The organism is Mesorhizobium sp. WSM4976 (assembly GCF_029625685.1).
Classification (GTDB): Bacteria; Pseudomonadota; Alphaproteobacteria; order Rhizobiales; family Rhizobiaceae; genus Mesorhizobium.
The window spans coordinates 1-23,386 of record NZ_JARTVT010000028.1 but is presented as its reverse complement, the minus strand read 5'-3'; the positions used below and the strand labels follow the sequence as shown (position 1 = coordinate 23,386).

The window sequence follows — 23,386 nt, the reverse complement described above, 5'->3', positions numbered from 1 at the left end:
CTCTTTGCTTGAGCATGATCTTTCCGAAAACCATTGCCACTTTTCGGGATCATTGCTCTAGCCGATCCTGGCTATGGCATAGGCCGGCATCGTCAGGCGTGCCAACGCTTCATCTGGGTCAATCCTGCGCACACCCGCTCCGTCCCAAATCGTCACCGAACCCGCGAACGCCGAGGCGTCGACCGGCACATCGTCCGGCGTGAGGTTTGCCAACCACGCCGTGACGGCGCCGGCCGGCGACCGGCCTGTCAGCGCAGCCACGCGATCGTCGCTGACGCGCGCAACAACTTGCGTATGGCCTGCCAGCGCGGCGAGGCCCTGCACCGCATGGAAGATCGGCCGCGGCGTTTCTGCCTCGCCGGGTTCGCCGGCGGCGGCCAGCACACCGAACGGCCCAGTGAAGCTGGAAAGCGTCAGCATCTCGAGCTCCGCCGGCGCCACGCGCGCCGCGTAGCCGATCGTCCAGGCGGCGGCGAACAAGCCGGCATGGCGCGGATCGCGATTGGCCATGGCGATGCGCTGGCCGTCAAAATTGTCCTTGGTCGCGCCGCCATAGGGGTTCTGCCGCATGGCGATGGTCGAAGGGCCGATACGGTAGGGCTTCGTCCCATAGATCGCCCGCACCGACTGGGTGATGAAAGGCTGCGCCTCCAGCGATTGCATGACGCTGAGATCGTCGGCGGCATGCACGATCGGGCAGGTGCAATGGGTGACGAAATCGAGCGTCCCTGCCGGAACGTGCTTGCGGTTGAGCTCGGTGAAATAGCTGAACATGCCGCCGCCGAGCCGGATGCCGGGGAAGGCGCGTCGGGCCGCGGCATAGACGTCCTCGAGCGGCGGACAGGCCGGCCAGACGCTGCCGGGAGGCGTCGACTGCCGGTCGACCGAAGGCGAGACCGCGATGGCATCGAGACGCAGGCCCGCCCTGCGCACCATCTTCGCGACATCGGAGAGTTCGGCGTCGAGATCGCCGGCGCAGGCGGCCACGCATTCGAGAGTGGTCTTGGCGGGGAATGCGGCGGCGAGTTCGGCATGCGCCTGCAAGGCGTCCAGGCCATGGCCGCGCGTGGGATCGTAGTGGAGAAGAAGCTGCTGCGGGCCAAGCTTCGTGAGCAGCGCAAGGTTGCCCAAGGCCGCCTCGACATCTTCCGGATAAATGACCGCGCCGACATCGGGCAGCTTCGTTCCGGCCTCGCCATTTTCGATGCGCACCGGCTCGGCGCCGGTCGCGGCGACAGTCACCTCGGAGCCGCCCGTTACGCGCAGGGTGATCGTCTGCCGATTGATCTGTCCCGCCGGCAGCACATAGGGCCATGGCAGGGCGAGCGGCCGCACATACGTCTTGTAGGAGGCGTCCGACCAGTTGCGCTGGTCTTCCATCTCGAAAATGTCGCCTTCCATCCGGCATTCCGCGCTGACGCCCGGATGAACCTGATGCGTTATGGCGCGCATGTCCTTGAAGGGCTGCCAGGGGTCGATCAGTAGCGGCAGGTTCGTGTCTGCCACGCTGCCGTCGGTGTGTTCGATCTTGACCGGACTGCCGGCAAGGCCGGCGATCGGATGCAGGATGCAGAAGCCGCAGCGGTTTGTCTCGAAATCGCTTTCGGGCAGCGCGCTCACATCGAAGGTCAGCCGGCCGTCGGCTTTGCCCTCGATCGTGGCGCGAAAGCCGAGCCTGCTTCCACCCGGCCCCTCGCAGCTTGCCGCGTAGCGCACCGAGAAACTTTCGTCGCTCTGTTCGATGAGCAGATCCGACAAGGCTGGCTCATAGGTGCCCCAGTCGCGATCGCGCACGATATACGCAATCGCGCGCAGCACCTCGATGCCGCCGTGCCGGATGCCGCGCAGATTGCCGTTGACGAAATCGGCGCTGAGCGGGCCGGCGCTGAGCCGGATCGGTTCTGCCTCGACCGCGCGCGTGCCGTAGAGGAGCAAGGCGTCCGAGGTCATCTGAGCAAGCTGTCGAGCTGCACTGGTTCCCGGCTCGCCGCACCGCCATAGGCTGCCTCGACCAGCGCGAAGGTCTTAAGGTTGTCGGCGCCCGAGGTGGCCGGCTCGACCCCCTTCGTCAGGCAGTCCACCCAGTGTCTCTGGATCGCCACGACGCTTTCCTGAATGTTGTGCCATGGCCGTGAGGCCCAGGAGAGCAGTGCCGGTGAAACGTCGCTGACGGTGGTGCCGCTCTTGCCGGTGACCGTGAGTTGGTAGCCCTGCGCCAGCCGGATCGTACCGTCTGAGCCGTCGATCTCGATCAGCGTCTCAGGGAAAGGCTCGGTCACAAGCTTCGTCGCATAACTGCAATCGACCACTGACGTTGCGCCGCCCTCATGGTCCATCAGCATCGTCGCCACGTCCTCGCCGGCGATGCTGGGATTGACGCGCTTGATGCGGGCGGTGAGGCTCGATACGTCGCCGAGCAGGAAGCGGGCGATGTCAAGGATATGGATGCCCAGATCCTCGATGATGAAGCGCTTGCCCGTCGCCAGGTAGGGCTGGCCCGAAAACACATCATAGGCCGAGCGGAAGGAGATGCGGCCGAAGAAGGGCGTGCCGATCTCGCCGCTGTCGAGCACGGCGCGCACCGCCTGGATCGGCGACTGCCAGCGGAAGTTTTCATGCACCATCAGCGGCACGCCGGCCTCGGCGCAGGCCTTCACCATGGCCTTGGCGTCGGCCAGCGTCGGCGCGAACGGTTTTTGGCAGATCACCGGGATATGGTTGGCGGCGGCCAGTTCGACCAGCGGCCGATGACTGCCGACGGTGGTCGCGATGTCGACGAAGTCGAGTGTCTCACCGGCAAACATCGCGGTCGCATCGCGGTAGCGCCGCTCGATGCCGAACTGGTCGCCGACGATCCTAAGGCGCTCGGGATCGCGGTCGCATATCGCCACGATCGACGCGCCGTCGATGTCGCGCCAGCCATGCATCTGGTTGACGGCGAAGAAGCCGCAGCCGATCAGCGCCCCGCGTAATGCCGTCATGTCAGCCCACCTTTGCCATCTGCATTAACGTCACACGGCTCTGCAGCCGGCGCTGCGCCTGGTCGACCACGACCGCGACGATGATGACGAGACCCTTGATCACCATCTGCCAGAACGAGCTCACGCCCATCATCACCAGCCCGTCGGAGAGGATGCCGATGACGAAGGCCCCGACGATGGTGCCGCCGATCGTGCCGCGACCGCCAGACATCGACGTGCCGCCGAGCACGGCGGCGGCAATGGCGTTGAGCTCGAAGCTCTCGCCTGTCGCGGGGTGCGAGGCCATCAGCTCCGACGAGATGATGAGGCCGACGATCGCCGCGCAAAAGCCGGAGAACATGTAAACGAACATCTTCACCACGTTGACGCGCACGCCAGAAATGCGCGCCGCTCGCTCATTGCCGCCGACGGCGAAGATATGGCGGCCAAGCGGCGTGTAGCGGGCAAGATAGGCCGCTCCCAGCGCCACCACGGCCAGGATCCAGATCGAGATCGGCAGACCAAGCAGTCTGCCTGCGCCGAGATAGCCGAAGCCGGTGGTGCCGAGCTCCGGCTTGCCGACGAGGTTGGGGAAGGTGCGGCCGTCCGACGACAACAGCGCCAAGCCCCGCGCGACATAGAGCGTGCCGAGCGTGGCGATGAAAGGTGCTACGTTCAGCCTGGTGATCAGCAACCCGTTGACGGCGCCGATCAGAATGCCGACGCCAAGTGTGATAAGCGCGATCTCGACGACGTTGAAATAGACGGTGTAGCCGATCTGCAGATCGATGCCGTTGAGCACCAGATAGCCGGCGACCATGCCGCACAGGCCGACGATCGAGCCGACCGAGAGGTCGATGCCGCCGGTGATGATGACGAAGGTCATGCCCATGGCGAGGAAGGCATTGAGCGCCACATGCTTGGCCATCAGGATCAGGTTGGCGGCCGAGAGGAAATTCGGCGCCGCGATCGAGAAGAACACCAGCACCGCGATCAGCGCGATGAAGGTCCTGAGCTTCATCAGCGTCAGCAGCACGGAGCCGCTGGATACGGATGGCGCGGCAGCCTTGGCGGGGATGTCGGTCATCGGCGTTGCTCTCCATGCACGGGTCCGTGGCCAAGCGCCGACGCGGCGACGATCGCCGCCTCCGTCGCCTCGGCTCGATCGAACATGCCTGTCAGTTTTCCGTTGCTCATCACCGCGATCCGGTCGGACAGCGCCATCACCTCGTCGAGATCGGAGGTGGCGAAGAGGATGCCCAGCCCATTCCGCGAAAGCTTGCGCATGGTGCGGAACACGTCTGCCTTGGCGCCGACATCGATGCCGCGGCTCGGCTCGTCCATCAAAAGAACTTTCGGCCCGGTGAGCAGCGCCTTGCCGATCACCACCTTTTGCTGGTTGCCGCCAGACAGCGACGACACTTCCTGCGCCGGATCAGCGACCTTGATCGCCAACTCCCGCACCATCTGCGTGACGGCCTGGCGTTCGGCGCGGCCGCGGATGTGGAAGAGGCTGACGAAGCGCGACAGGCTGGCCAAAGTCAGATTGCTGGCCACCGACAGGATCGGCACCAGACCCTCGCGCTGCCGATCTTCGGGGATCAGCGCCAGGCCGCGCTGGATGCGCCGGGTCGTGTCGCGCTCTTTGACCTGCTTTCCGTCGATAAAGATCCTGCCGCCCGCCTGGCCGTGGCGACCCATGATGCAGTCGAACAGCTCGCTGCGTCCGGCCCCCATCAATCCGTAGATGCCGAGGATTTCGCCAGCGCGCAGGGAGAGCGAGACATGATCGACCGCAAGTCCGCCCGTGACGCGCGGCAGAGTGATCTCCTCGGCCCGGAAGACCTCCTCGCCGGGTTTGTGGCCATCGGCCTTGGCGAAGTCCTTGGCATCGGAGCCGATCATCTGCCGCACGATCCACTGCGTGTCGACTTGTCTCATCTCTTCCTGGCCGGTGATGCGGCCATCACGCAGCACGGTGATGTAGTCGCCGATGCGGATCAGCTCTTCCAACCGGTGCGAGATGTAGACGATGGCCACGCCGCGCGCTTTGAGATCGGCAACGACCTTGAACAGGATCTCGACCTCGGCCGCGCTCAGGGCGGAGGTCGGCTCGTCCATGATCAGGATGCGGGCGTCGAGCGAGACCGCCTTGGCGATCTCGACCAGCTGCTGCTGGCCGATGCGCAGGTCCTCGACGAGCATGTCGGGCCGGATGCCGGCTTCGAGCTGTTCGAGGAATTCAGCGGCGCGTCGCTGCTGTTCCTTGTGGTCGATCTTGTAGAAGCGGTTGGTGAGCTCGCGCGTGGCGAAGATGTTCTCGGCGACCGAGAGATTACCGAGCAGGTTCAGTTCCTGGAACACCATGCCGATGCCGTAGCTCACGGCATTCCCCGAAGACGAGAACGAGACCACGTTGCCGTCGATCAGTATGCGGCCGGCGGTCGGCTGTTCGACGCCGGCGATGATCTTCATCAGCGTCGACTTTCCGGCACCGTTCTCGCCGACCAGCACGTTGACCGCGCCTTTGCGCACCTCGAAATTGGCATGCTTGACCGCAACTGTGCCGGCATAGACTTTCGAGATGTCCTCGAGCTTGAGGATGACGTCGTGGCCGGGTGAGGCGCTCATGGCTTCGGCCCGATCTCGGCCTCCGCCGGAGTCACCAGCGGCAGGTCCTGCCCGCCTTCGATCGTGTAGGCGCCGAGCACCTTCGCGGTCCGGCCCTCCAGCCGTTCGCGCGGCAGCTTGGACAGCACCGTCTTGTCGGCATAGGCATTGAAGGCCTTGCCGAACTGGGCGAAATCGATCTGGTTCGTGAAATCGTTGAACTGAACGAAGTCCAGACTGTCGCGCAGCGCCGTTCCGCGCATCGCCGGCCCGATCTGCACCCGAGCATCCGCCTTGCCGTCGCCGTCGACGTCGATATCGATGCTTGCCGCGCGCGACTGCGTGTTGGCGGCAACGATCTTGCCTTCGACGCGCACCGCGAAGGTCCATGGCGAGTTCGCCTGTTTCTTCGGATTGCCGTATTTCGCGCCGGCAGCGGCGGGGTCGGTCTTTGCCAGCGCATGGACCTCGGCGAACGAGCCTGCCTTCTGCTGCAGATAGGGAATGACCTTCGAGGCCCAGATATCTTCGACCATGCGGTCGGGATTGAAGGCGGAGCTGTTGGCGCTATCGCCGCCTTGCGCGGACCGCGTCGGCAGGATCTTGCAGGCGCTGAGGCCGATGGCGGCGGTGAGCGCAAGGATCAGCCAACTCTGCTTGGTCATGGCAATCAAGGATACCCGAAAGTGAAATGGAGGCGAGGGGCGAACGCGCGTTCGCCCCTCGCAGCTTATGTCGCGCGCTTAGTTCTTGAGCGCGAAGGTCTCCAGCTTGGGAGCGTTGTCGCCATTGATGAGGACGCAGTCCATGAGCTGCTTTTCCTTCTCGGGCGACTTCTTGTTCTTGATGAAGTCGTTGGCCTGCTCCACGGCCATCTGTGCCTGGGCGAAGGCCGGCTGCAGCACCGTCGCCTTGATGCCGCCGGAGGTGATGGAGTCGCGCACGTCGTTCGAACCGTCGAAGCCGACCACGATAACATCCTTGCGGCCGGCAGCGGCCAGCGCCGCGTAGGCGCCCATCGCCATCGTGTCGTTGCCGGAGATCACGCCCTTGATGTCCGGGTTGGCCTGCAGGATCGACTCCATCTTGGAATAGGCCTCGGTCTGGCTCCAATTGGCCGACTGCTGAGCGACTTTTTTCAGGTCCGGATAGTCGTCGATGACGTCGTGATAGCCCTTGGAGCGGATGCCTGCATTGGTGTCGGACTCCTTACCGACCAGCTCGACATAGTTGCCCTTCTCGCCCATCAGCTTGACGAATTCCTGCGCGCCGAGCTGGGCGCCCTGATAGTTGTTGGAGACGATCTGCGCCACCGCAACGCCGGTGGCGTTGATCTCGCGGTCGATCAGGAATGAGGGAACACCGGCATCCTTGGCCTTCTGCACGGCGGCGACCGTGGCGTCGGCGCCGGCATTGTCGAGGATGATCGCCTTGGCGCCGCGGCCGATCGCGGTGTCGATCAGTTCCGACTGCTTGTTTGCGTCGTCGTCATGCACCAGCACCAGCGTGTCGTAGCCGAGTTCCTTGGCCTTGGCCTCGGCGCCGACGGCTTCCGCCTTGAAGAATGGATTGTCATGCGAAGGCGTGATGATGGCGATGAGGTCCGCCGCATAGGCCGGCATCGCGGTGCCGAGTGCGAGCACGCCGGCGAAAGCCGCAAGTGTCATTCTGCGAGTGAGTTTCATGAAGTCCTCCCTTGAAAAACCGGCCTCGGACAGCCGAGCCGACGTCTGAATTCCTCAGGCGGTGGAGGTCGCGCCACCCGGATCTTGAAGAGCCTGCACAGGCTTTCATCCGAACCAGAGCCTTGCCGCTGTTCCCCGCCTTCCTCCGCTTGTCCATCCCGGATCACAGCAAATCCGAGCTGGAAGAGCTAAAGCTAACTGGTATAATGAGTCAATCATTAATTCAGGTGATATGTGCCTGATAACGGCAGCTCCGTCAGCATGCCTGTTTCAACAGCAAGCGGGTCGACTCCTCAGGTGATGCGCTGGATGCTGGCGGCAATCTCTTCCGGTTCGAAGACGCGCTTCCAGTCGTCGCGCATCAGCACCGGCTTGCCGAATTCGATCGCCTTGTTGCAGGCGTCCGAGAACACGCCCTTGGTTTCGCCGAAGATGACGGCACCCAGCACGTTCATATGGCCGAGCAGGAAGTCGAGAGCCGCCTGCCGATCGACGCCGCGCGCCACGACCTCATCGAGCGCTTCCTTCATGACGACGAGCAGTGAAGCACAGACCGTCTCAGAGAGACCGGGCTCGAGGAGGGCCATCTGTTCGACGGTGACGCGGTGCGATCGCATCACCGGTGCCCAGATGATCTGGGCGATCTTCTCGCCCTTTGCATAGTCTTCCTCGGGCCCCTGCATCAGCGCGCTGACGAAATGCTGCTTGGCCTTGACGCCGCCGAAGAAGTCCTTCTTGGCGGCCATGTCGGTTTCGTCGTTGAAGATCGGCGGATGGCAGGGATGGGTGACGAAATAGGTCAGGTCCGAGCGCTTCGGCAGATGGCCGGCAAAGGGCGCCGCGGCATCGAGCACGATCACCATCGTTCCCGATGCCAGCTTGCTTTCGATGCCGGCCGCGACCTTGCCGATATGCGTGTCGGGAACCGCCAGGATCACCACTTCGGCCCCGTTGAGCGCTTCGTCGACGCCGAGCGTGTCGATGCCGAGCCCGGTTTTCAGGCGCTCCTTGCCGGCCTCGCTGATCTCGACATGGCGGATCGTGTAGGGCGACCCGCGAAAATTGGTCGACAGGCGGTAGCCCATTTTGCCACCGGCACCGAACAGCGCAATCGTTGTCATCTGACCTGCTCCTGAATGTTCATGCGACCGTCCACGTCGATCGTCACGTTGTATACTGGTATGATCACTCTACCAAAATTTGGCAAGAGGAATCGTTGATTTGTCTTTCCATCATTTCGGCCGGGCCGTCGCGGCGCCCGCTTCCGTCTTTGCCGTAGCGTCCTTGTCGCCGTCGCCAGGATCGACAGACGTGCGCCGCGCCAGCGCTTGACGTCCGGCAAGCGCTAGCACGAAGATGACGACGATGCCCTGCACGATGTCCTGCACGCCCGGCGGCAGGCCGATGATCTGCATGGTGGTGACGATGAGGATCAAAAGGATGCTGGCGAAGAGCGTGCCGAGCGCGGTCGCCGAGCCGCCGAAGATGAGTGTTCCGCCGAGCACAACTGCGGCGATCGACTGCAGGAGATAGGGCTGGCCCATTTCGAGGAAGGCGCCGCCGACATAGGCGCCAAGAAGTAACCCGTCGAGCGATGCCAGCACCGAGGAAATGATGAAGGCCGACGCAATCACCCGGCCATTGCGAATGCCGGCGAGCCTTGCCGCGGCGCGGTTCTGGCCGACCGCCGACAGCAATTGCCCGAACACGCTATAACGCAGAACGAAGGAAGTCGCCGCCACGCCGATGATGGCGATGACGGCCATGATCGGCACGTCGAAGATGCGGCCCGTCGCCAGTTCCTTCAGCGCCGGGCTGACGGCGAAGCCCGGGATCGCCTTGTTCGACAGAAGCGTCGCGGTCGCCAGCACATATCCCGTCGCCAGCGTAGCGATGATCGCCGGAATGCCGAGGCCGACGACGAGTAGCGAATTGAGCGCTCCGACCGCAAGGCCAAGCAGGATGGCAGCGACGACGCCGATGGCGAGGTTCGCGTCCTGACCCTTGATGCTCAGCAACGCGACGAAAGCGCTGAGCGTGATCACCGAAGCGACGGACAGGTCGATGTTGCCGCGCCCGGTGGTCACCACGAACATCTGGCCGATGCCGACGACAGTCAGGAAGGATGCCGACAGAATGACGCCGGAGAGGCTCGATAGGCTTAAGCGGCTGGTGACGACGGAAAGTACCAGCCACAAAAGGAGTACGCCGATCGCTGCCCAGATCCAGCGGTTGCGCTGCGCCCAGATACCGAAGTCCGCGAATGCCTTCATGGCTCGCTCCTGCGGTCGGCGGTCAGGCTGCGCAGCGTGAGCAGCGCGATCAGGATCAGCCCTTGCGTGGCGGCGTTGTAATCGCTGCTGACGCCGAGCGTGCCAAGCAGGGCGCCGATCAGCGACAGCGTCACCGCGCCGGCGACGGCGCCAACCGGCGAAGTGATTCCGCCGAGCAGCGAGCAGCCGCCCATCACCACGGCGGCGACGCTGAGCAAGGTATATGAATTGCCGGAGTTGATGTCGCTCGCGGTGTTAATGGCGGTTAGCGATAGGCCGGCGGCTCCCGCGAACAGCCCGGCGATGAGATAGCGCACCAGCGCGTAGCGCGTCGGCGACCATCCCGAGCGGATCATCGCGGCCGGGTTGTTGCCGAAGCCGCGCAGCACCACCCCGAGCGGCAGCCGGTCGATAATAAGCACGATCAGCGCCACGGCCACGGTCACCATGATCGAGGTGGGCATGAAGCCGATCGACCAGGCGAAGAGCGTCGACAACCACTCGGGGCTGGCGCCGCCAGGCGTCGGCTGCAGAGCGTAGCCGATGCCGACCCAAATGAAGGACGCGCCCAGCGTGACGACGATGGCGGGGATCTTGCGCGCCTGAATCAGACCGCCAAGCCCCGCATAGGCGGCGAGCGCGGCCACCAACGCCAGCGCGCCGAGCCAGGGCTGGTCGTAGAGCAGCGTCGCGCTGAGCACGCTGACCAAGCCTGCGAAGGCGCCGGCGCCGAGATCGATCTCGCTGCCGCCGACGATGAACATCTGCGCAGCCGTCACCAGCACCAACGACAGCGCCGGCATCAACAACAGGTCGAGCCCGAACGTCGAGGCGACCGCCGGGTTGATCGCGATCATGATGGCAAGCACGGCGGCAAGCCCGATGAAGGGCGCTGCATTGACCAGTCTGCGCCCGAGCCCGGCCATGGCGGTCCGCTTGCCGGCGCCGCTTGCCTGACTGTCCGCCGATTGCGCGAAGGACGCGCCGACGATCGCCTGCTCGGTGATTGCCTCGCCCGCCAGTTCCTTGACGATCCGGCCACCGGAAAAGACCAGCACGCGGTCGCAGGCGAGCAGCTCGGCGTCCTCGGTCGTGTGCCAGACCAGCGCCCGACCGCTGCGCGCGACCTCGTTGCACAGCCGGTAGAAATCCTGCTTGGTGGCGATGTCGACGCCGCGCGTCGGATCGTCGAGCAGGATGACCGGCATGTCGGCGACCAGCGCCCGCGCCACCAGCGCCTTCTGCTGGTTGCCGCCGCTGAGCTCGGTGATGTTGGACTGGAAGCGCTTGTCGTCGAGCCGCAGGCGGGTGGCGGCACGCAAAGCTGTGTCCCGGCTGGCGCGGTCGGATACGACACCCAGCGCCGGACGGCGGGCAAGCGCGCCGATGCTGATGTTGGAAAGCACGCTCCAAAGCGGGAACACGCCTTCCTTCTGCCGGTCCCCGGCGATGAAACCGGCATCCGCGCGCCTGGCGACAGCGGCGTGTTGTTTGCGGCCGGGGCTAAAGATCGCGTGCAGCAATTCCTTCTGCCCGCTGCCTTCGAGACCGGCCAGCCCGACGATCTCGCCGCGCACGATGTCGATGTCGCGGCCGAGCCCGGCCGTCAGCGGCCCGGAGAGCCGCACCAGCACGTCCCGGGAGGATGCGGCCGCGACGGCGTGCTGGTGGACCGGATTGGCGTCACCGCCCATAAGCTGCACCAGCTTGCCGATGGATGCGTCCGCGGCATGGCCCTGCCAGGCGGTGCGGCCGTTGCGCAGCACCACCACCTCCGTCGCGATGTCGATGATTTCCTGCAGCTTGTGGCTGATGAAGATGAAAGCAAGTCCTGCCTTTGCCCGCTCGCGAACGAAGGCCCTCAGCTGCTTCGAGCGATCGAGATCGAGCGAGGATGTCGGCTCGTCGAGCACGATGAGCTTGACGCCAGGCGTGGCCGCGGCGCGTGCGATCTCCACCATCTGCCGCTCGGCGATGGTGAGGTGTCCGACCTCGGCGTCGGCGTCGATGCCGTTGCCGGGAAAGACGGCGTCCAGCGCAACGCGGGCGCGGGCGCGGTAGAGCGCGCGCCAGCCAGGCCGGCTTGCCGAGTCGGCGGGGGTTTCGAGAAAGAAATTCTCGGCGACCGACAGGTTGGCGCAGAGCGACAGCTCCTGATGCACCATGCGGATGCCGCGCCGCTGCCCTTCGCCGGTGTCGTAGGCTGCGAACGCCACCTCCTCGTCGGCGAAACAAATCGAGCCGAGCGTCGGCCACATCGCGCCGCACAGGATGCGCATCAGCGTCGATTTCCCGGCGCCGTTGCCGCCGACAAGCCCGATTACGTCGCCGGTGTGGACGGACAGGTTGATCCCCGCATTGGCAAGCGTCGGCCCGAAGCTTTTGGTGATGCCGCTGAGCGACACGACACTTGGCCGGACAGGAGCGGCAGGCTTCACGGCCATGGCGACCTCCTGATCGGCAACGGCAAGCTGGGACATTCGTCCTCCGTTTTGTTCGACGGCAAGGAACGGGCGCGGCCGCGAGGCGACGCCCGATCCAGCAGGTCCCTTTACTTGCTGAGCAGGTTCTGCTTGACCCAGTCCAGCGAATAGCTCGGGCTGATAATCTGGCCGCCCGGCAGCTTCGCATAGTCCTTCAGATTGCCGGCATCGACCGTCGCCACTGGCATGATCATCAGCTTGGGCGCCTTGGCGCCCTTGAGCAGCGACAGGCCGAGCCAGAAGGCGGCGCCGCCGATGCCCGGCGTGGTGTTCATCGACACGGTCTGGTAACCGTTCTTGGCATTCTCCTCGGCCCACCATTTGACGAAGTCGGTGCCGCCGCCGCCTTCGATGACCGGCATCTTGTCCTTGTAGTCGCCGCCATACTGGACGAAGGCCTGGGCGATGCCGACGTCATCGCTGCCGCCCTGGCCGAGCACGGCGTCGACATGCGGCAGCGAGGGCAGCACGTTGGCGATCGCCGATTGCGCGACGGATGCCGTCGCCTGGCCATAGACGGTCGCGACCACCTTGATGTCGGGATATTTGGCCAGCACCGACTGCTGCGCGTTGAACATGTCGTTGTCGGGCGCCGAGCCCTTCACGCCGCGCACCTGGATGACGTTGCCTTTGCCGCCGAGCATCTTGAACACGGCTTCCGCCTGGGCGGCCTTGTAGCCCTTGAAGTCGAAATTGAGCTGGTAGTTGCAAGGCGCTGAAGCGACCGAGTCAAAGGAGATGACGATGATGCCGGCCTTGCACGCCTTCTCGATGACGCCGTTGACGGCGGTCTCGGAAGCGGCGTCGACGGCGAGCACATCGACCTTCTTCAGGATCAGTTCGGCGATCTGGCTGTTCTGCTGCGCGACCGAGCCGTCGCCATTCATGACGATATAGTCGGCGATCTGTCCGGCGGCCTTCGCCTCCTTGGCCGAAGCCTCGAAGGCTTCCACCATCTGATGGCGCCACGTATTGCCGTAATAGGCATTGGCGAGCGCGATGACCGGCGCGTCTTGGGAAGCCATTGCCGGCAGAGCCGAAACGCTCCCTAGCGCGGCGCCCGCGAGCGCCGTCACAATTGCAAACTTCATGTTACTTCCTCCCAAAAATGCCGCCTATGCGGATGGCCGCAAGCATTCCCGGCGGCGTCCCTCCAAGACACCATACCAGTTACATGTTATACCAGTATACATCGAATAAGCAAGCCGGGATCTTTTCGATCTGCCTTTGTCGGGATCCGATAGGGTATTTCGATGTTGCGGGTCGCGACGCTGGAGAATTCCAATCGCAAGGGCATTTCGATGCTACCGGACGCGGCCACGGCACGGTAGCCGCAAGATTGCTGCGGAAACCGGCCGCGCTGGGCACGCCCGGAGCTTCTCATCCGGTAACGGCTCGGGGCTACGAAAGGATTGGGCATGCCCCTACTCGCGGCCTCGCGGGCATCTTTCCGGTTCATCGTGGCATGTCGTGCCAGGCCGGGTCGAGATGATCCACATGAAGCGCGCCGAATGGAGGCAGGACTTCAACACCGCGAGACCCCATTCCTCTCTCGGATACCAGACCCCGGCGGCCTTCGCCGGAACCCTCACCGCAACCGGCTCCGACGATGGAGCTTCGGGCGTGGTTGAGGCCGAAGAACAGGCTCTCGTTCAACAGCTCATCGCGCATCCGGCCGTTGAAGGATTCGACGTAGCCATTTTGCTGATGCGCGGCGGCGCCAGCTCCGGCGGGCGCGGCCGCCAATGTGAAACTCGTCCACCGGCGAGAGGCCCTCGGCGGTGACCGTGCTGTCGGTCTTGCCCATGGCGGCAAGACCATCACGGATATCTGCGACCAGGCTAGCTCGCGCGTAGTGTTCCGCAACCTGTGAACGCGGCGTCGCTTCCATACCTTCGCCCCGTTTGACTCCGCCCATCATAGGTATGAATCCACCTACAGGTCGCTTTTTGGGCGAAGGCCCACTTATTCAGACAGTGTTGAGTGGCTTTTTTGGAACTAAGGCGCAGCTTGCTCTAAATTAGAAAATCACCCGTTCAGAACCCCAAACCGGGGTCAAAGATCGAGTAAAACAGCGCCTTGGGCGCGGCTGCAACAGGCCAGGACAAAGCCCGCCGATTTTTCTTCGGGCGTGAGGCCGCCAAGGTCATGCATCGCGACTTCGCCCGAAAGCTTGGCTATCCGACACGTGCCGCAAATTCCCTGCTGGCAGCCGGTGGGGACATAGACTCCAACCTTGCGCGCAGCGTCCAGCAGGGTCTCTCCGGGCGCACAGCGATGCTCTGACCCGGAACGGGCGAAATGGACCGTGGAAGAAACAGTAGATTCCACTGGAGCAAAACCACCCAGCCCGCCTCCGAAGCTCTCCTCATGGTATCGACGAGGGTCAACGCCTGCCTCGCCAAGACCGCCTCGCATCGCCCTCATGTACTGTTCGGGGCCGCAGGCGTAGACCGTACGCTCCCCAAGATCAGGGACGAGGCCCAGGAGCATGGGGGCATCTATGCGACCAGTCGGGCCTGCCCAAGCGGTATCCCCCTTGGAACACACGCATGTCACACTTAGATTGCGGAAGCGGGCAGCGAGCGCATCCAGTTCCGACCTGAAGATGATATCTCGCGGCGATCGTGCGCTGTACACGAGACGCAAGTCCAGATCGGATGCTCTGTCCGTCAATGATCGCAGCATAGACATAAGAGGTGTGATCCCGCTGCCGCCCCCAAGAAAGAGAGGTTTTTCAGTCGGCAAGCCATGGAGGTTAAAGGAGCCTAGTGGGCCTTCAATCATGATTTCGTCGCCACGCCGCAGATTGTCGTGGAGCCAATTGGAAACGAGCCCGCCTGGCGTGCGCTTTACCGTGATGTGCAAGTCAAGCGGTCGTGTCGGTGGCGACGAAACGGAATAGGACCGGGCCACCGCAGCGCCATCGATCGTGAGATTAAGGACTACGTATTGCCCCGCATGGAAGGAGAACATTTCGCCTGATGCAGCCGAGAAGACAAATGTCTTCACATCGTGTGTCTCGTCGATGAGTCCACGGCAGAGCATTGCCTGTGGCGACGTATCAGCCCATTGCCGCTGCCGCATCGTTGCGAAAAAATCGAAACCAGGAAGAGAAGTGTGCGCGTTCATGGTTGGCTCTTCAATGACGCGCCAACATGGCAGCCGGACGCTCTCCGGAACAGTGGCTTGAATACTGCTTTTTAATCGGCAATTTCGATCTACGTCTCGAGCGACATCACCGCCAGCTGCAGCGCACGGAGCCCTTTGCGGATGATCGGCTCGTGCTTGCGGCGGGCGAGCATAGCCGTGTGCACGGGTTGATAGAGTGTCGGTGCGCCCTCGACAAGGAACGACGGGCACTCGGACGTAAACCTGCGGGCATCGTCGTTGCGCATGTAACAACTTCCCCCGGTTCGCCGTAGCATCGCTTCCGCCAGGCTCTCGGATCCCATGGAAAGGCGCGAAATTGCCAGAGAAGGAATCAGCTCCGAATGGGTTTTCTCAAGTACGACGGTGTAGCCCGGACGAATGTAACTGTCAGGATCGACCTCCGACATTGTCCTCGCAAAGGTCGAGACCATCACATATTCCTCGACCATGAGGTGCTCGTAAGCAATTTCGGGAAGATAGCGCGGCGCATACAGCACCGCTATGTCGAGATTGCCCATGCTGAGATCCGTCACCATCTGATTGGAATAGTCGGATTCTACATGGATCGAGGCTTTGGGAAGCGCCTGACAGAGCGCCTCCACCCACCCAGGCAGCACCGAGCGGGTCATGCCAACCTGCGCCGCCACGCGCAGAGTTCCTTCGAACCGGTTGAACGCCCGCACGTCATGGCGCGCTTGTGACCAGGTCGACAGCATCGCCCTCGCGTAGGCTTCGAAACGTCGCCCCGCCGCGGTCGGTTCAGCGCCGGCTCGACCACGATGAAACAGCTCCGATCCTACCGCACTTTCGAGACTCTTGATCCGGCTGCTAACAGTCGATTGGGTAACGTTCAGCCGGTCGGCAGTCCGATTGAAGTTCCGCGATTCAACGATGTCCAGAAACGTCTCAATGTGGTCGAGCTGCATGGTCATACCCAATCGAAAAATCCGATTATTACCCAGAGATCATTGTCTTGATCCGGCACTTGTCAAGGCGGAAGCTGGAGGAACTAAACGGCTAGCCACGCCGAGGTCCGAGAGGGAGCATAAACCAAAGTGTTTATCGTCGACTGCGATTGTCACAATTACTGGTCCAGCGCCACGGTATTGGAGCCTTATCTTTCGGGCATCTGGAAGGACATGTTTATTGAGGGCGAGAAGACTGGCCCCAGGGGATCCTTCCCGCACGGCCATCGTCCCTGGTTTCATCCTCAGGATTTCTCCCGGAAGGATGTGCGGCCCGAGACCGAAGCCGACAACTACCGTATCATGAAGGAAAAACATCTCGACAAATACAATGTCGGCGTGGCGATCCTGACCGGGGACGAGCCGATCGAAGCCTCAACACTTGCAAACCCGTATTACGCCAGTGCGCTGGTGAGTGCCTACAATGACTATCAAATCGCCGAGTGGTTGCCGAAGGACAACCGCTTCATGGGATCGATCATCATTGCGCCGCAGGATCCCAAGCTAGCGGCTGCGGAGATCCGTCGCCTAGGCAGCCATCCTCGCATGGTCCAAGTTCTAGCCTCCCAAGGCTCTGTGAAGCCGTACGGCGATCCCTTCTATCACCCGATCTACGAAGCGTGTGCGGAAATGGGATTGCCGTTCGCCATTCACCTCGGTGGACACGGCGGCGTTAACTGGAACGCCGTCGCGCCTGCCCCAACAACCTTCTTCTGGGAAACGCACGCCATCCTCCACATGTCGGCGATTAGCCACGTCGCCAGCATGATCGCTCACGGCGTTTTTGAGAAATGGCCAGAACTCTATTTCGTAGTGATCGAATGCGGTGTCGCCTGGGTGCCGACGGTGCTGTGGCGCCTCGACGCCGACTACAAGGCGCTGCGTAAGGAAACGCCATGGCTCAAGATGCTGCCATCGGAATACTGCCGCCGGAACATCCGCTTCTCAACACAGCCGCTGGAGCAGCCGTCCAACGTGCAGCATCTCTGGTCCATTCTGGAAGCCATGGATGGCGAGAACACGCTGATGTTTGCGTCCGATTATCCGCACTGGGACTATGACGACGCCAACACGCTGCATATTCCGCCTGCCTGGAAAGCAAAGGTGATGGGTCAGAATGCACTCGACGTCTACAAGCGCATTCCTGCCATCCTGACCGCGAATGCTGCCTGACGGAAGAGAACATGAGCGAGAAAACTTTCATTTGCCGCGTTGACGAGATCGAACCGGGGACGCCAGTCATTGCCAAAGTCCGCAGCCTCTCGGTGGGTGTATTCCGCATTGGAGAGACCTTCCATGCGCTACTCAACATCTGTCCACATCGCGGCGCGCCACTCTGCGAGGGGCCGCAGTGCGGGACAACCGCGCCGGTTGATGAAGCCCGGTTCATCTATCACCGGGAAAACGAGATCGTGCGCTGCGCCTGGCACGGCTGGGAGTTCGACATCAAGACCGGTTCTGCTCTTGTCGACCCGACCGTGCGTGCGCGGACATTTCCGGTCGTGGTCGAGGACGGCAACGTCTATGTGACCGCGTGACGGTCACATTCAACTCCAATGAAGGAGGCGAAAAGCAAGGAAGAAGGATTGGCAGATCGAAGAACATGACGAGGGTTGAAAAATAACGCGGGAAAATCCGCATGGGAGAACAAAATGTCGGAATCTGAGTACAAACTTCGCATCGCGCAAAGTCTGATCGGGCGCGGCAAGGTTTCACGCCGCGACTTCATCCATCTCGGCCTGGCGGCAGGGTTTACCGTCGCCGCCGCTGACCAGATCTTCGTCACCGTGGCCCGGGCCGAGCCGCAGCAAGGCGGCTTCGCCAAGCTCGGCATGGCGCATGGGGCAACCACCGATTCAATCGATCCGGCCGGCTATCCCGATACGTTCACGCAAACGGCTTTCTCGGGAGCCATGTCCAACGGCCTCACGGAGGTTGATGCCAAAGGTAGCATACAGCCGGACCTGGCCGAGAGCTTTGAATCTTCCAACGGCGCTAAAACATGGGTTTTCAAGCTGCGCAAGGGCGCCACCTTCCACAACGGCAAGACCGTGACGGCGGACGATGTCGTGACCTCGATGCGGTATCACATGGGTGCCGACACTAAGTCGGCAGCAAAGTCTCTGCTTGAACCCGTTTCCAATATTAAGGCCGACGGTCCCGAAACGGTGGTCTTTACGCTTAACAGCGGCAATGCCGATTTCCCCTACATCGTGAGCGACTATCATTTCGTCATCATGCCGAGCGTGGAAGGAAAGGCCGATTGGGCATCAGGAGCACGAACCGGCGCATTCGTGCTCGAGAATTTCCAGCCGGGAGTTTCGGCCAAGCTCAAGCGCAACCCCAACTATTTCAAGAACGGCAAGCCTTACCTGGATGAGGTGGAATTCATCGCGATTACGGATTTGGCCGCACGCATGGCTGCGCTCTCGACCGGAGAAGTGGACTATATTGGACGCGCCGATCTGAAGACACTCGGCATGTTGAAGCGCAATCCAAAAATCGAGATCATCGAGATCACCGGCTACGGCCACTATACTTTGCCGATGAACGTCACCATGGCGCCTTTCGACAATCCGGATGTGCGCATGGCAATGAAATGGGCGATCAACCGTCAGGAGATCGCCGACAAGATTTTCCTTGGCCATGCTACCGTCGCCAATGACGATCCAATCGCGCCGGCGATCAAGTTCTATAAGAACCCGCAGCCGCAACACAGTTTCGACCCCGAAAAGGCACGCCATTATCTGAAGAAGGCGGGCATGGAAAAGCTGAAGGTCGACCTCTCCGTGGCAGATGCCGCTTTCGCGGGTGCGGTAGACGCGGCCGCGCTCATTCGCGAGACGGCCGCCCAGTGTGGCATAGACGTCAATGTGGTGCGCGAGGCTGAGGACGCCTATTGGGATAATGTCTGGCTCAAGAAGCCGTGGTGCGCTTCCTATTGGAGCGGTCGCGCGACCGCCGACTGGATGTTCACACAAGCCTTCGCAGCCGAATCCAACTGGAACGAGTCGTTCTGGAAGAACCCCCGCTTCAACGAATTGCTCGTCAAAGCCCGAGCCGAAACGGATGAGGCCAAGCGCGCCAACATGTATGGCGAAATGCAGCAGCTGACCCACGACGATGGCGGCAGTATCGTGCTGGTGTTCAACAATTTCGTCAGCGCCAAATCCAAGAAACTAGCCCATGGCGATGTGGCGCCGAATTGGGAAAATGACGGGCTGAAGATGGCTGAGCGCTGGTGGATGGCTGAGGCATAGGGGTGTTTGCCAAGCACGCCGCTAGCACTGCGGACGGCGCGCTCTTGGGAATCCGCGCATGCGTGTGAATCCGGTCGCGAAAACGGTTCTGCAACGGTTAGGCCTCGGCCTGGTCACTCTGTTCATCGTTTCGATCATCATATTTTCGGCGATCGCAATGCTGCCCGGCGACTTCGCCAAGGCGACGCTCGGTCAATCTGCTACCCCGGAAACGGTCGCGGCCCTTCAACACGAGATCGGCCTCGATCGCCCGCCAATCCAACGCTATTTCAGCTGGATCGGTAAGATGGCACAGGGTGACTTCGGATCCTCCTTCGCAAGTCGCACCGGCTATCGGCGGACCGTCGCGGAAATCATCGCCCCTCGTCTCTACAATACCATGTTCCTGGCGCTAATGACCGCTCTCGTCGCGGTGCCGCTGGCATTGGGGTTGGGCATTTTTGCGGCCCTGTACCGCAACAGCTGGTTCGATCGACTTGTAAACACGGTGACGCTTACGACGATTTCGTTCCCTGAATTCTTCGTCGCCTACATACTCGCCTTCCTGATCATCTCGCGCGATACGTTCGCCGGCACGCAGTTCGCACAATCTCTACCCGTCTGGCTTGCGGTTTCGATCAACTGGACCCTGAACGTCGTACCGAAGTTCCCGACCCTGGCAAATATCAGCGACCAGACGCCGTTCTGGGAGCACGTCTGGCGTGCAGCCCTGCCGTCCATCACGCTCACACTCGTCATCGTCGCTCACATGATGCGAATGACGCGCGCGGCAATCATCAACATGCTTTCAAGCCCCTATATCGACATGGCTCGGTTGAAGGGAATGAGGCCAATGGTGATCGTGCTTCGGCACGCTTTGCCAAACGCCTGGGCCCCGATCGTGACGGTTGTCGCCTTTAATCTTGCCTATCTCATCGTCGGTGTCGTGGTTGTCGAGGTGGTGTTCGTCTACCCCGGCGTCGGCCAACTGATGGTCGATGCCGTGAAATCGAGAGACGTGCCCGTCGTGCAGTCCTGTGCCCTTGTCTTCGCCGCCACCTACATTCTGCTCAACCTGATCGCCGACATTATTTCGATTGCAACCAACCCGAGGCTTTTGCACCCACGATGACAAGCGCAGAGCCCGTCATCCACACCACCGGAGCGCCCAGAGTAAGGCGCACGCGCCGGTCTCGCATGAGGATAGCGCTGAAGAAGGCCCCGCTCAGTGCCTGGTTCGGTATGGGTGTAACCCTATGCTACATCCTGGTCGCCCTATTTGCGCCGCTGATTGCTCCGTATCGAGAAACGCAGGTATTTAGCGAGGCATTCGCGCCGTGGGGCCACGAGTTTATGTTCGGGACCGACCAACTCGGTCGCGACATGCTTACTCGACTGATCTATGGGGCTCGCAACACGATCGGCATCGCCTTTGCCACAACAATCATATCCTTTGCAGCGGGTGTGACGCTGGGCCTTCTAGCTGCAATGTACCGGGGCTGGCCGGACCAGATATTGTCGCGCGCGGTGGACGTGTTGATGTCGATCCCAAGCCTGATTTTTGCGCTGATGCTGCTCTCCATATTCGGCTCGTCGATCACCAGCCTCGTCCTGATCATCGCGCTGCTCGATTCAACGCGCGTGTTCCGCCTGGCGCGAGCTGTTGGCCTTAACGTAGCGGTGATGGAGTTTGTCGAGGTCGCGCAATTGCGCGGGGAAGGTCCGGCATGGATACTGCGCAAGGAAATCCTGCCCAACATTTTGCCGCCGCTCATAGCGGAATTTGGTCTGCGATTTTGTTTTGTGTTTCTGACCATTGCAGCATTGTCGTTCCTGGGCGTCGGCATACAGCCGCCATCGGCTGATTGGGGGTCGATGGTGCGGGAAAACGCAACGCTGATCACCTACGGCGATGTCACGCCGCTGTTACCGGCGGGGGCCATTGCCCTCCTCACGGTAGCGGTGAACTTCGTCGTCGACTGGGTTTTGCATTCGACCAGCGGACTGCGTGATGAAAAATAACAGTGGCACCGCGCGCGAAAAGGGAACAGATCTTCTCAAGGTCCGGCACCTCCATGTTGAAGGCTTTTCCGATGAGCGGTGGCACCCGATCGTGCGCGGCGTGAATCTCTCGCTTAAACGCGGAGAAGTGCTCGGACTGATCGGTGAATCCGGCGCCGGAAAATCGACTATCGGCCTTGCGGCAATGGGGTATGCCAAGCCGGGTTGCCGTATCACCCAAGGCTCGGTGCTGTTCGACGGCGTCGATCTTTTGTCAATGACCGAAGCCCGCCGGCGGCGGCTGCGGGGCTCCCGCATTGCTTACGTGGCGCAAAGCGCGGCCGCCTGGTTCAACCCGGCTCACCGGCTCCTCGATCAGACCGTGGAAACCGCAGTTGCGCACGGGATCGCCAGCCGAGACAAGGCCAATTCCGATGCTATTGACCTTTATCGACGCCTCCAGCTTCCAGAACCCGAGAGCATAGGCTTCCGGTATCCGCACCAGGTATCCGGTGGCCAGTTGCAGCGAGCCATGGCTGCCATGGCTATGGCTTGCCGACCCGACCTGATCGTGTTCGATGAGCCTACCACCGCGCTCGATGTGACGACACAAGTCGAGGTCCTCGCCTCGATCCGCAGGATTGTTGAAGATTTCAACACGGCAGCGATCTACGTGACGCACGATCTGGCAGTCGTGGCCCAGATGGCGGACCGGATCATGGTTCTGCGCCATGGGCAAACCGTCGAAGAAGCCGAGACGCGGCAGATGCTGACGGCCCCTGCCCAGGAATACACCCGCACGCTCTGGGCCGTGCGCAAGCTCGCCAAGCCCGAGATTCAGACCCACGATCACATCCTGTCGATCGACAATGTCACCGCCGCGTATGCCGGAAGGATTAAGGTGCTGGTTGACGTGTCCATCAAGGTTCCGCGTGGCCGAACCGTGGCAGTGGTGGGCGAATCAGGGTCCGGCAAATCGACGCTAGCTCGTGTTGTTACGGGCTTGCTGCCTGCCATATCCGGGTCGATCTCATTTGATGCCAAGCCGCTTCCATTGTCCCTGAGGGAACGCTCGAAAGACCTGCTGCGGCGCATCCAAATGATCTATCAGTCACCGGACAGCGCGCTTAACCCTCGCCAGACTGTCGAGGAGATAATCGCGCGTCCGCTCGAATTCTATTTAGGTTTAAAAGGCCAGCAGCGCGACCGGCGGATCGCTGAACTCATGCACATGATCGAGATGGACGAAGGGTTCCTCGACAGGCTGCCCGCAGAATTGTCCGGAGGGCAGAAGCAGCGAATCTGCCTAGCCCGCGCGCTGGCTGCAAATCCGGAGCTCATTATCTGTGACGAGGTCACCTCAGCACTGGATCAGATTGTACAGGAAGAGATGTTGACGCTGTTGATGCGCCTGCAGCGCGAACTCGGCATCAGCTACATCTTCATTACCCACGATATCGCAACGGTAAGAGCAATCGCGGACGAGGTTGTGGTCATGCGTCAGGGGAAGGTAGTGGAGCAGGGCTTAAAAACCGAGATACTGACGCCACCCCACGCAGCCTACACCGAACTGCTTCTTTCGTCCGTGCCGGAAATGGATCCGGATTGGCTGACGACATTGCTGGCCAGACGAAAGAACCAGGGTAGTCCTAGTGCGGCTGGCTGAACAGCGCTGCCATCGGCGCCGTGGCCGCTCGCGCTGACATTGCCGATCTTGACGCGTTGCCTGCTGCGATGCTTGCCCGCAGGCTCGACAGATCTGGAAGTGTTCCTCCTCTGTGGCTGCCCTTTGTGACGTTGCCCCGAGTTTCTATCCAGTTTTGAGTTCGTTTCCGGCGTGGGTTGTGAGGTGCTGCCCGTCTTTGGATCGCCCCGGGCCGGAACTTCCGGAGTGTTTGGCTCAGGTAGCGGAAGCCGCCGATGAGCCTTTCATGAGCGAAATCGGCGGCTTGTTGCCGATCGCGCTGTGGGGTCGGACGGTATTGTACAACTCGACGACTTAACACCCACGGGACTG

The 23,386-nt window shown here is 61.9% G+C and carries 18 protein-coding genes and 2 pseudogenes; 7 read left to right on the top strand and 13 right to left on the bottom strand.

The features are described 5' to 3' along the window. Positions 1–57 precede the first annotated feature (57 nt). From P9272_RS28335 to P9272_RS28290, 10 genes are all read right to left on the bottom strand, one after another. Positions 58–1,950 carry a hypothetical protein gene (locus tag P9272_RS28335; RefSeq protein ID WP_278163080.1) on the bottom strand — a complete coding sequence of 631 codons (1,893 nt, stop codon included), beginning with the start codon at positions 1,948–1,950 and terminating at the stop codon, positions 58–60. Continuing rightward, complete coding sequence (locus P9272_RS28330) at positions 1,947–2,981, bottom strand: Gfo/Idh/MocA family oxidoreductase (RefSeq protein WP_278163079.1); 1,035 nt, start codon at positions 2,979–2,981, stop codon at positions 1,947–1,949. Before P9272_RS28330 ends, P9272_RS28335 begins: the two co-directional genes overlap by 4 nt. A gap of 1 nt (position 2,982) precedes the next feature. Beyond that, positions 2,983–4,047 (bottom strand): ABC transporter permease, encoded by a 1,065-nt coding sequence (locus P9272_RS28325; RefSeq protein WP_278163078.1) that lies wholly within the window; start codon positions 4,045–4,047, stop codon positions 2,983–2,985. Then, a complete protein-coding gene (locus P9272_RS28320; RefSeq protein WP_278163077.1) occupies positions 4,044–5,591 on the bottom strand; it encodes a sugar ABC transporter ATP-binding protein in 1,548 nt (515 codons plus the stop codon). The genes P9272_RS28325 and P9272_RS28320 overlap by 4 nt, the downstream gene beginning before the upstream one ends. Beyond that, complete coding sequence (locus P9272_RS28315; protein WP_278163076.1) at positions 5,588–6,235, bottom strand: DUF2291 family protein; 648 nt, start codon at positions 6,233–6,235, stop codon at positions 5,588–5,590. Before P9272_RS28315 ends, P9272_RS28320 begins: the two co-directional genes overlap by 4 nt. Before the next feature lie 78 nt (positions 6,236–6,313). Beyond that, positions 6,314–7,255, bottom strand: coding sequence for a D-ribose ABC transporter substrate-binding protein (locus P9272_RS28310; RefSeq protein ID WP_128260533.1), 942 nt, complete (start codon positions 7,253–7,255; stop codon positions 6,314–6,316). Positions 7,256–7,548: 293 nt separating this feature from the next. Beyond that, the gene (locus P9272_RS28305) at positions 7,549–8,376 is read right to left on the bottom strand and encodes a phosphogluconate dehydrogenase C-terminal domain-containing protein (RefSeq protein WP_278163075.1); all 828 of its coding nucleotides are present in this window, start codon (positions 8,374–8,376) and stop codon (positions 7,549–7,551) included. A gap of 111 nt (positions 8,377–8,487) precedes the next feature. Further along, on the bottom strand, positions 8,488–9,528 hold the full coding sequence (locus tag P9272_RS28300; protein WP_278163074.1) for an ABC transporter permease: 1,041 nt from the start codon (positions 9,526–9,528) through the stop codon (positions 8,488–8,490). Beyond that, positions 9,525–12,008, bottom strand: a complete 2,484-nt coding sequence (locus P9272_RS28295; protein ID WP_278163073.1) for an ATP-binding cassette domain-containing protein — start codon at positions 12,006–12,008, stop codon at positions 9,525–9,527. Before P9272_RS28295 ends, P9272_RS28300 begins: the two co-directional genes overlap by 4 nt. 71 nt (positions 12,009–12,079) lie before the next feature. Then, the gene (locus P9272_RS28290; protein ID WP_128260537.1) at positions 12,080–13,102 is read right to left on the bottom strand and encodes an ABC transporter substrate-binding protein; all 1,023 of its coding nucleotides are present in this window, start codon (positions 13,100–13,102) and stop codon (positions 12,080–12,082) included. Positions 13,103–13,517: 415 nt separating this feature from the next. Between P9272_RS28290 and P9272_RS28285 the strand changes: the two are divergent. Further along, a pseudogene (locus P9272_RS28285) lies at positions 13,518–13,613 on the top strand (integrase core domain-containing protein); the annotation flags it as partial. 6 nt (positions 13,614–13,619) lie between these two features. Here P9272_RS28285 and P9272_RS28280 read toward each other — a convergent pair. The 3 genes and pseudogenes from P9272_RS28280 to P9272_RS28270 all read right to left on the bottom strand — a co-directional run. Beyond that, positions 13,620–13,715, bottom strand: a pseudogene (locus tag P9272_RS28280) (integrase core domain-containing protein); the annotation flags it as partial. A gap of 351 nt (positions 13,716–14,066) precedes the next feature. Beyond that, positions 14,067–15,143: a hybrid-cluster NAD(P)-dependent oxidoreductase gene (locus P9272_RS28275; protein ID WP_278163072.1), complete on the bottom strand. Its 1,077-nt coding sequence runs from the start codon at positions 15,141–15,143 to the stop codon at positions 14,067–14,069. Between the two features lie 89 nt (positions 15,144–15,232). Further along, positions 15,233–16,096, bottom strand: coding sequence for a LysR family transcriptional regulator (locus tag P9272_RS28270; RefSeq protein WP_278163071.1), 864 nt, complete (start codon positions 16,094–16,096; stop codon positions 15,233–15,235). Positions 16,097–16,219: 123 nt separating this feature from the next. Between P9272_RS28270 and P9272_RS28265 the strand changes: the two genes are divergently transcribed. The 6 genes from P9272_RS28265 to P9272_RS28240 all read left to right on the top strand — a co-directional run bounded on the left by P9272_RS28265 (position 16,220) and on the right by P9272_RS28240 (position 23,035). Continuing rightward, complete coding sequence (locus tag P9272_RS28265; RefSeq protein ID WP_278163070.1) at positions 16,220–17,302, top strand: amidohydrolase family protein; 1,083 nt, start codon at positions 16,220–16,222, stop codon at positions 17,300–17,302. Positions 17,303–17,313: 11 nt separating this feature from the next. Further along, positions 17,314–17,667 (top strand): Rieske (2Fe-2S) protein, encoded by a 354-nt coding sequence (locus P9272_RS28260; RefSeq protein ID WP_278163069.1) that lies wholly within the window; start codon positions 17,314–17,316, stop codon positions 17,665–17,667. A 114-nt stretch (positions 17,668–17,781) separates the two neighbouring features. Next, a complete protein-coding gene (locus P9272_RS28255) occupies positions 17,782–19,389 on the top strand; it encodes an ABC transporter substrate-binding protein (RefSeq protein WP_278163068.1) in 1,608 nt (535 codons plus the stop codon). 64 nt (positions 19,390–19,453) lie between these two features. Then, the gene (locus P9272_RS28250) at positions 19,454–20,500 is read left to right on the top strand and encodes an ABC transporter permease (protein ID WP_278163141.1); all 1,047 of its coding nucleotides are present in this window, start codon (positions 19,454–19,456) and stop codon (positions 20,498–20,500) included. Positions 20,501–20,565: 65 nt separating this feature from the next. Beyond that, the gene (locus tag P9272_RS28245; protein WP_278163067.1) at positions 20,566–21,390 is read left to right on the top strand and encodes an ABC transporter permease; all 825 of its coding nucleotides are present in this window, start codon (positions 20,566–20,568) and stop codon (positions 21,388–21,390) included. Continuing rightward, positions 21,380–23,035, top strand: a complete 1,656-nt coding sequence (locus P9272_RS28240) for an ABC transporter ATP-binding protein (protein WP_278163066.1) — start codon at positions 21,380–21,382, stop codon at positions 23,033–23,035. Before P9272_RS28245 ends, P9272_RS28240 begins: the two co-directional genes overlap by 11 nt. Positions 23,036–23,386: the final 351 nt, after the last annotated feature.

What these genes read in the sequence shown, in the direction of transcription:
- P9272_RS28335 (WP_278163080.1), bottom strand. Translation starts at nt 1,950, where the DNA reads ATGACCTCGGACGCCTTGCTCCTCTACGGCACGCGCGCGGTCGAGGCA.
- P9272_RS28330 (WP_278163079.1), bottom strand. Translation starts at nt 2,981, where the DNA reads ATGACGGCATTACGCGGGGCGCTGATCGGCTGCGGCTTCTTCGCCGTC.
- P9272_RS28325 (WP_278163078.1), bottom strand. Translation starts at nt 4,047, where the DNA reads ATGACCGACATCCCCGCCAAGGCTGCCGCGCCATCCGTATCCAGCGGC.
- P9272_RS28320 (WP_278163077.1), bottom strand. Translation starts at nt 5,591, where the DNA reads ATGAGCGCCTCACCCGGCCACGACGTCATCCTCAAGCTCGAGGACATC.
- P9272_RS28315 (WP_278163076.1), bottom strand. Translation starts at nt 6,235, where the DNA reads ATGACCAAGCAGAGTTGGCTGATCCTTGCGCTCACCGCCGCCATCGGC.
- P9272_RS28310 (WP_128260533.1), bottom strand. Translation starts at nt 7,255, where the DNA reads ATGAAACTCACTCGCAGAATGACACTTGCGGCTTTCGCCGGCGTGCTC.
- P9272_RS28305 (WP_278163075.1), bottom strand. Translation starts at nt 8,376, where the DNA reads ATGACAACGATTGCGCTGTTCGGTGCCGGTGGCAAAATGGGCTACCGC.
- P9272_RS28300 (WP_278163074.1), bottom strand. Translation starts at nt 9,528, where the DNA reads ATGAAGGCATTCGCGGACTTCGGTATCTGGGCGCAGCGCAACCGCTGG.
- P9272_RS28295 (WP_278163073.1), bottom strand. Translation starts at nt 12,008, where the DNA reads ATGTCCCAGCTTGCCGTTGCCGATCAGGAGGTCGCCATGGCCGTGAAG.
- P9272_RS28290 (WP_128260537.1), bottom strand. Translation starts at nt 13,102, where the DNA reads ATGAAGTTTGCAATTGTGACGGCGCTCGCGGGCGCCGCGCTAGGGAGC.
- P9272_RS28275 (WP_278163072.1), bottom strand. Translation starts at nt 15,143, where the DNA reads ATGAACGCGCACACTTCTCTTCCTGGTTTCGATTTTTTCGCAACGATG.
- P9272_RS28270 (WP_278163071.1), bottom strand. Translation starts at nt 16,096, where the DNA reads ATGACCATGCAGCTCGACCACATTGAGACGTTTCTGGACATCGTTGAA.
- P9272_RS28260 (WP_278163069.1), top strand. Translation starts at nt 17,314, where the DNA reads ATGAGCGAGAAAACTTTCATTTGCCGCGTTGACGAGATCGAACCGGGG.
- P9272_RS28255 (WP_278163068.1), top strand. Translation starts at nt 17,782, where the DNA reads ATGTCGGAATCTGAGTACAAACTTCGCATCGCGCAAAGTCTGATCGGG.
- P9272_RS28245 (WP_278163067.1), top strand. Translation starts at nt 20,566, where the DNA reads ATGAGGATAGCGCTGAAGAAGGCCCCGCTCAGTGCCTGGTTCGGTATG.
- P9272_RS28240 (WP_278163066.1), top strand. Translation starts at nt 21,380, where the DNA reads ATGAAAAATAACAGTGGCACCGCGCGCGAAAAGGGAACAGATCTTCTC.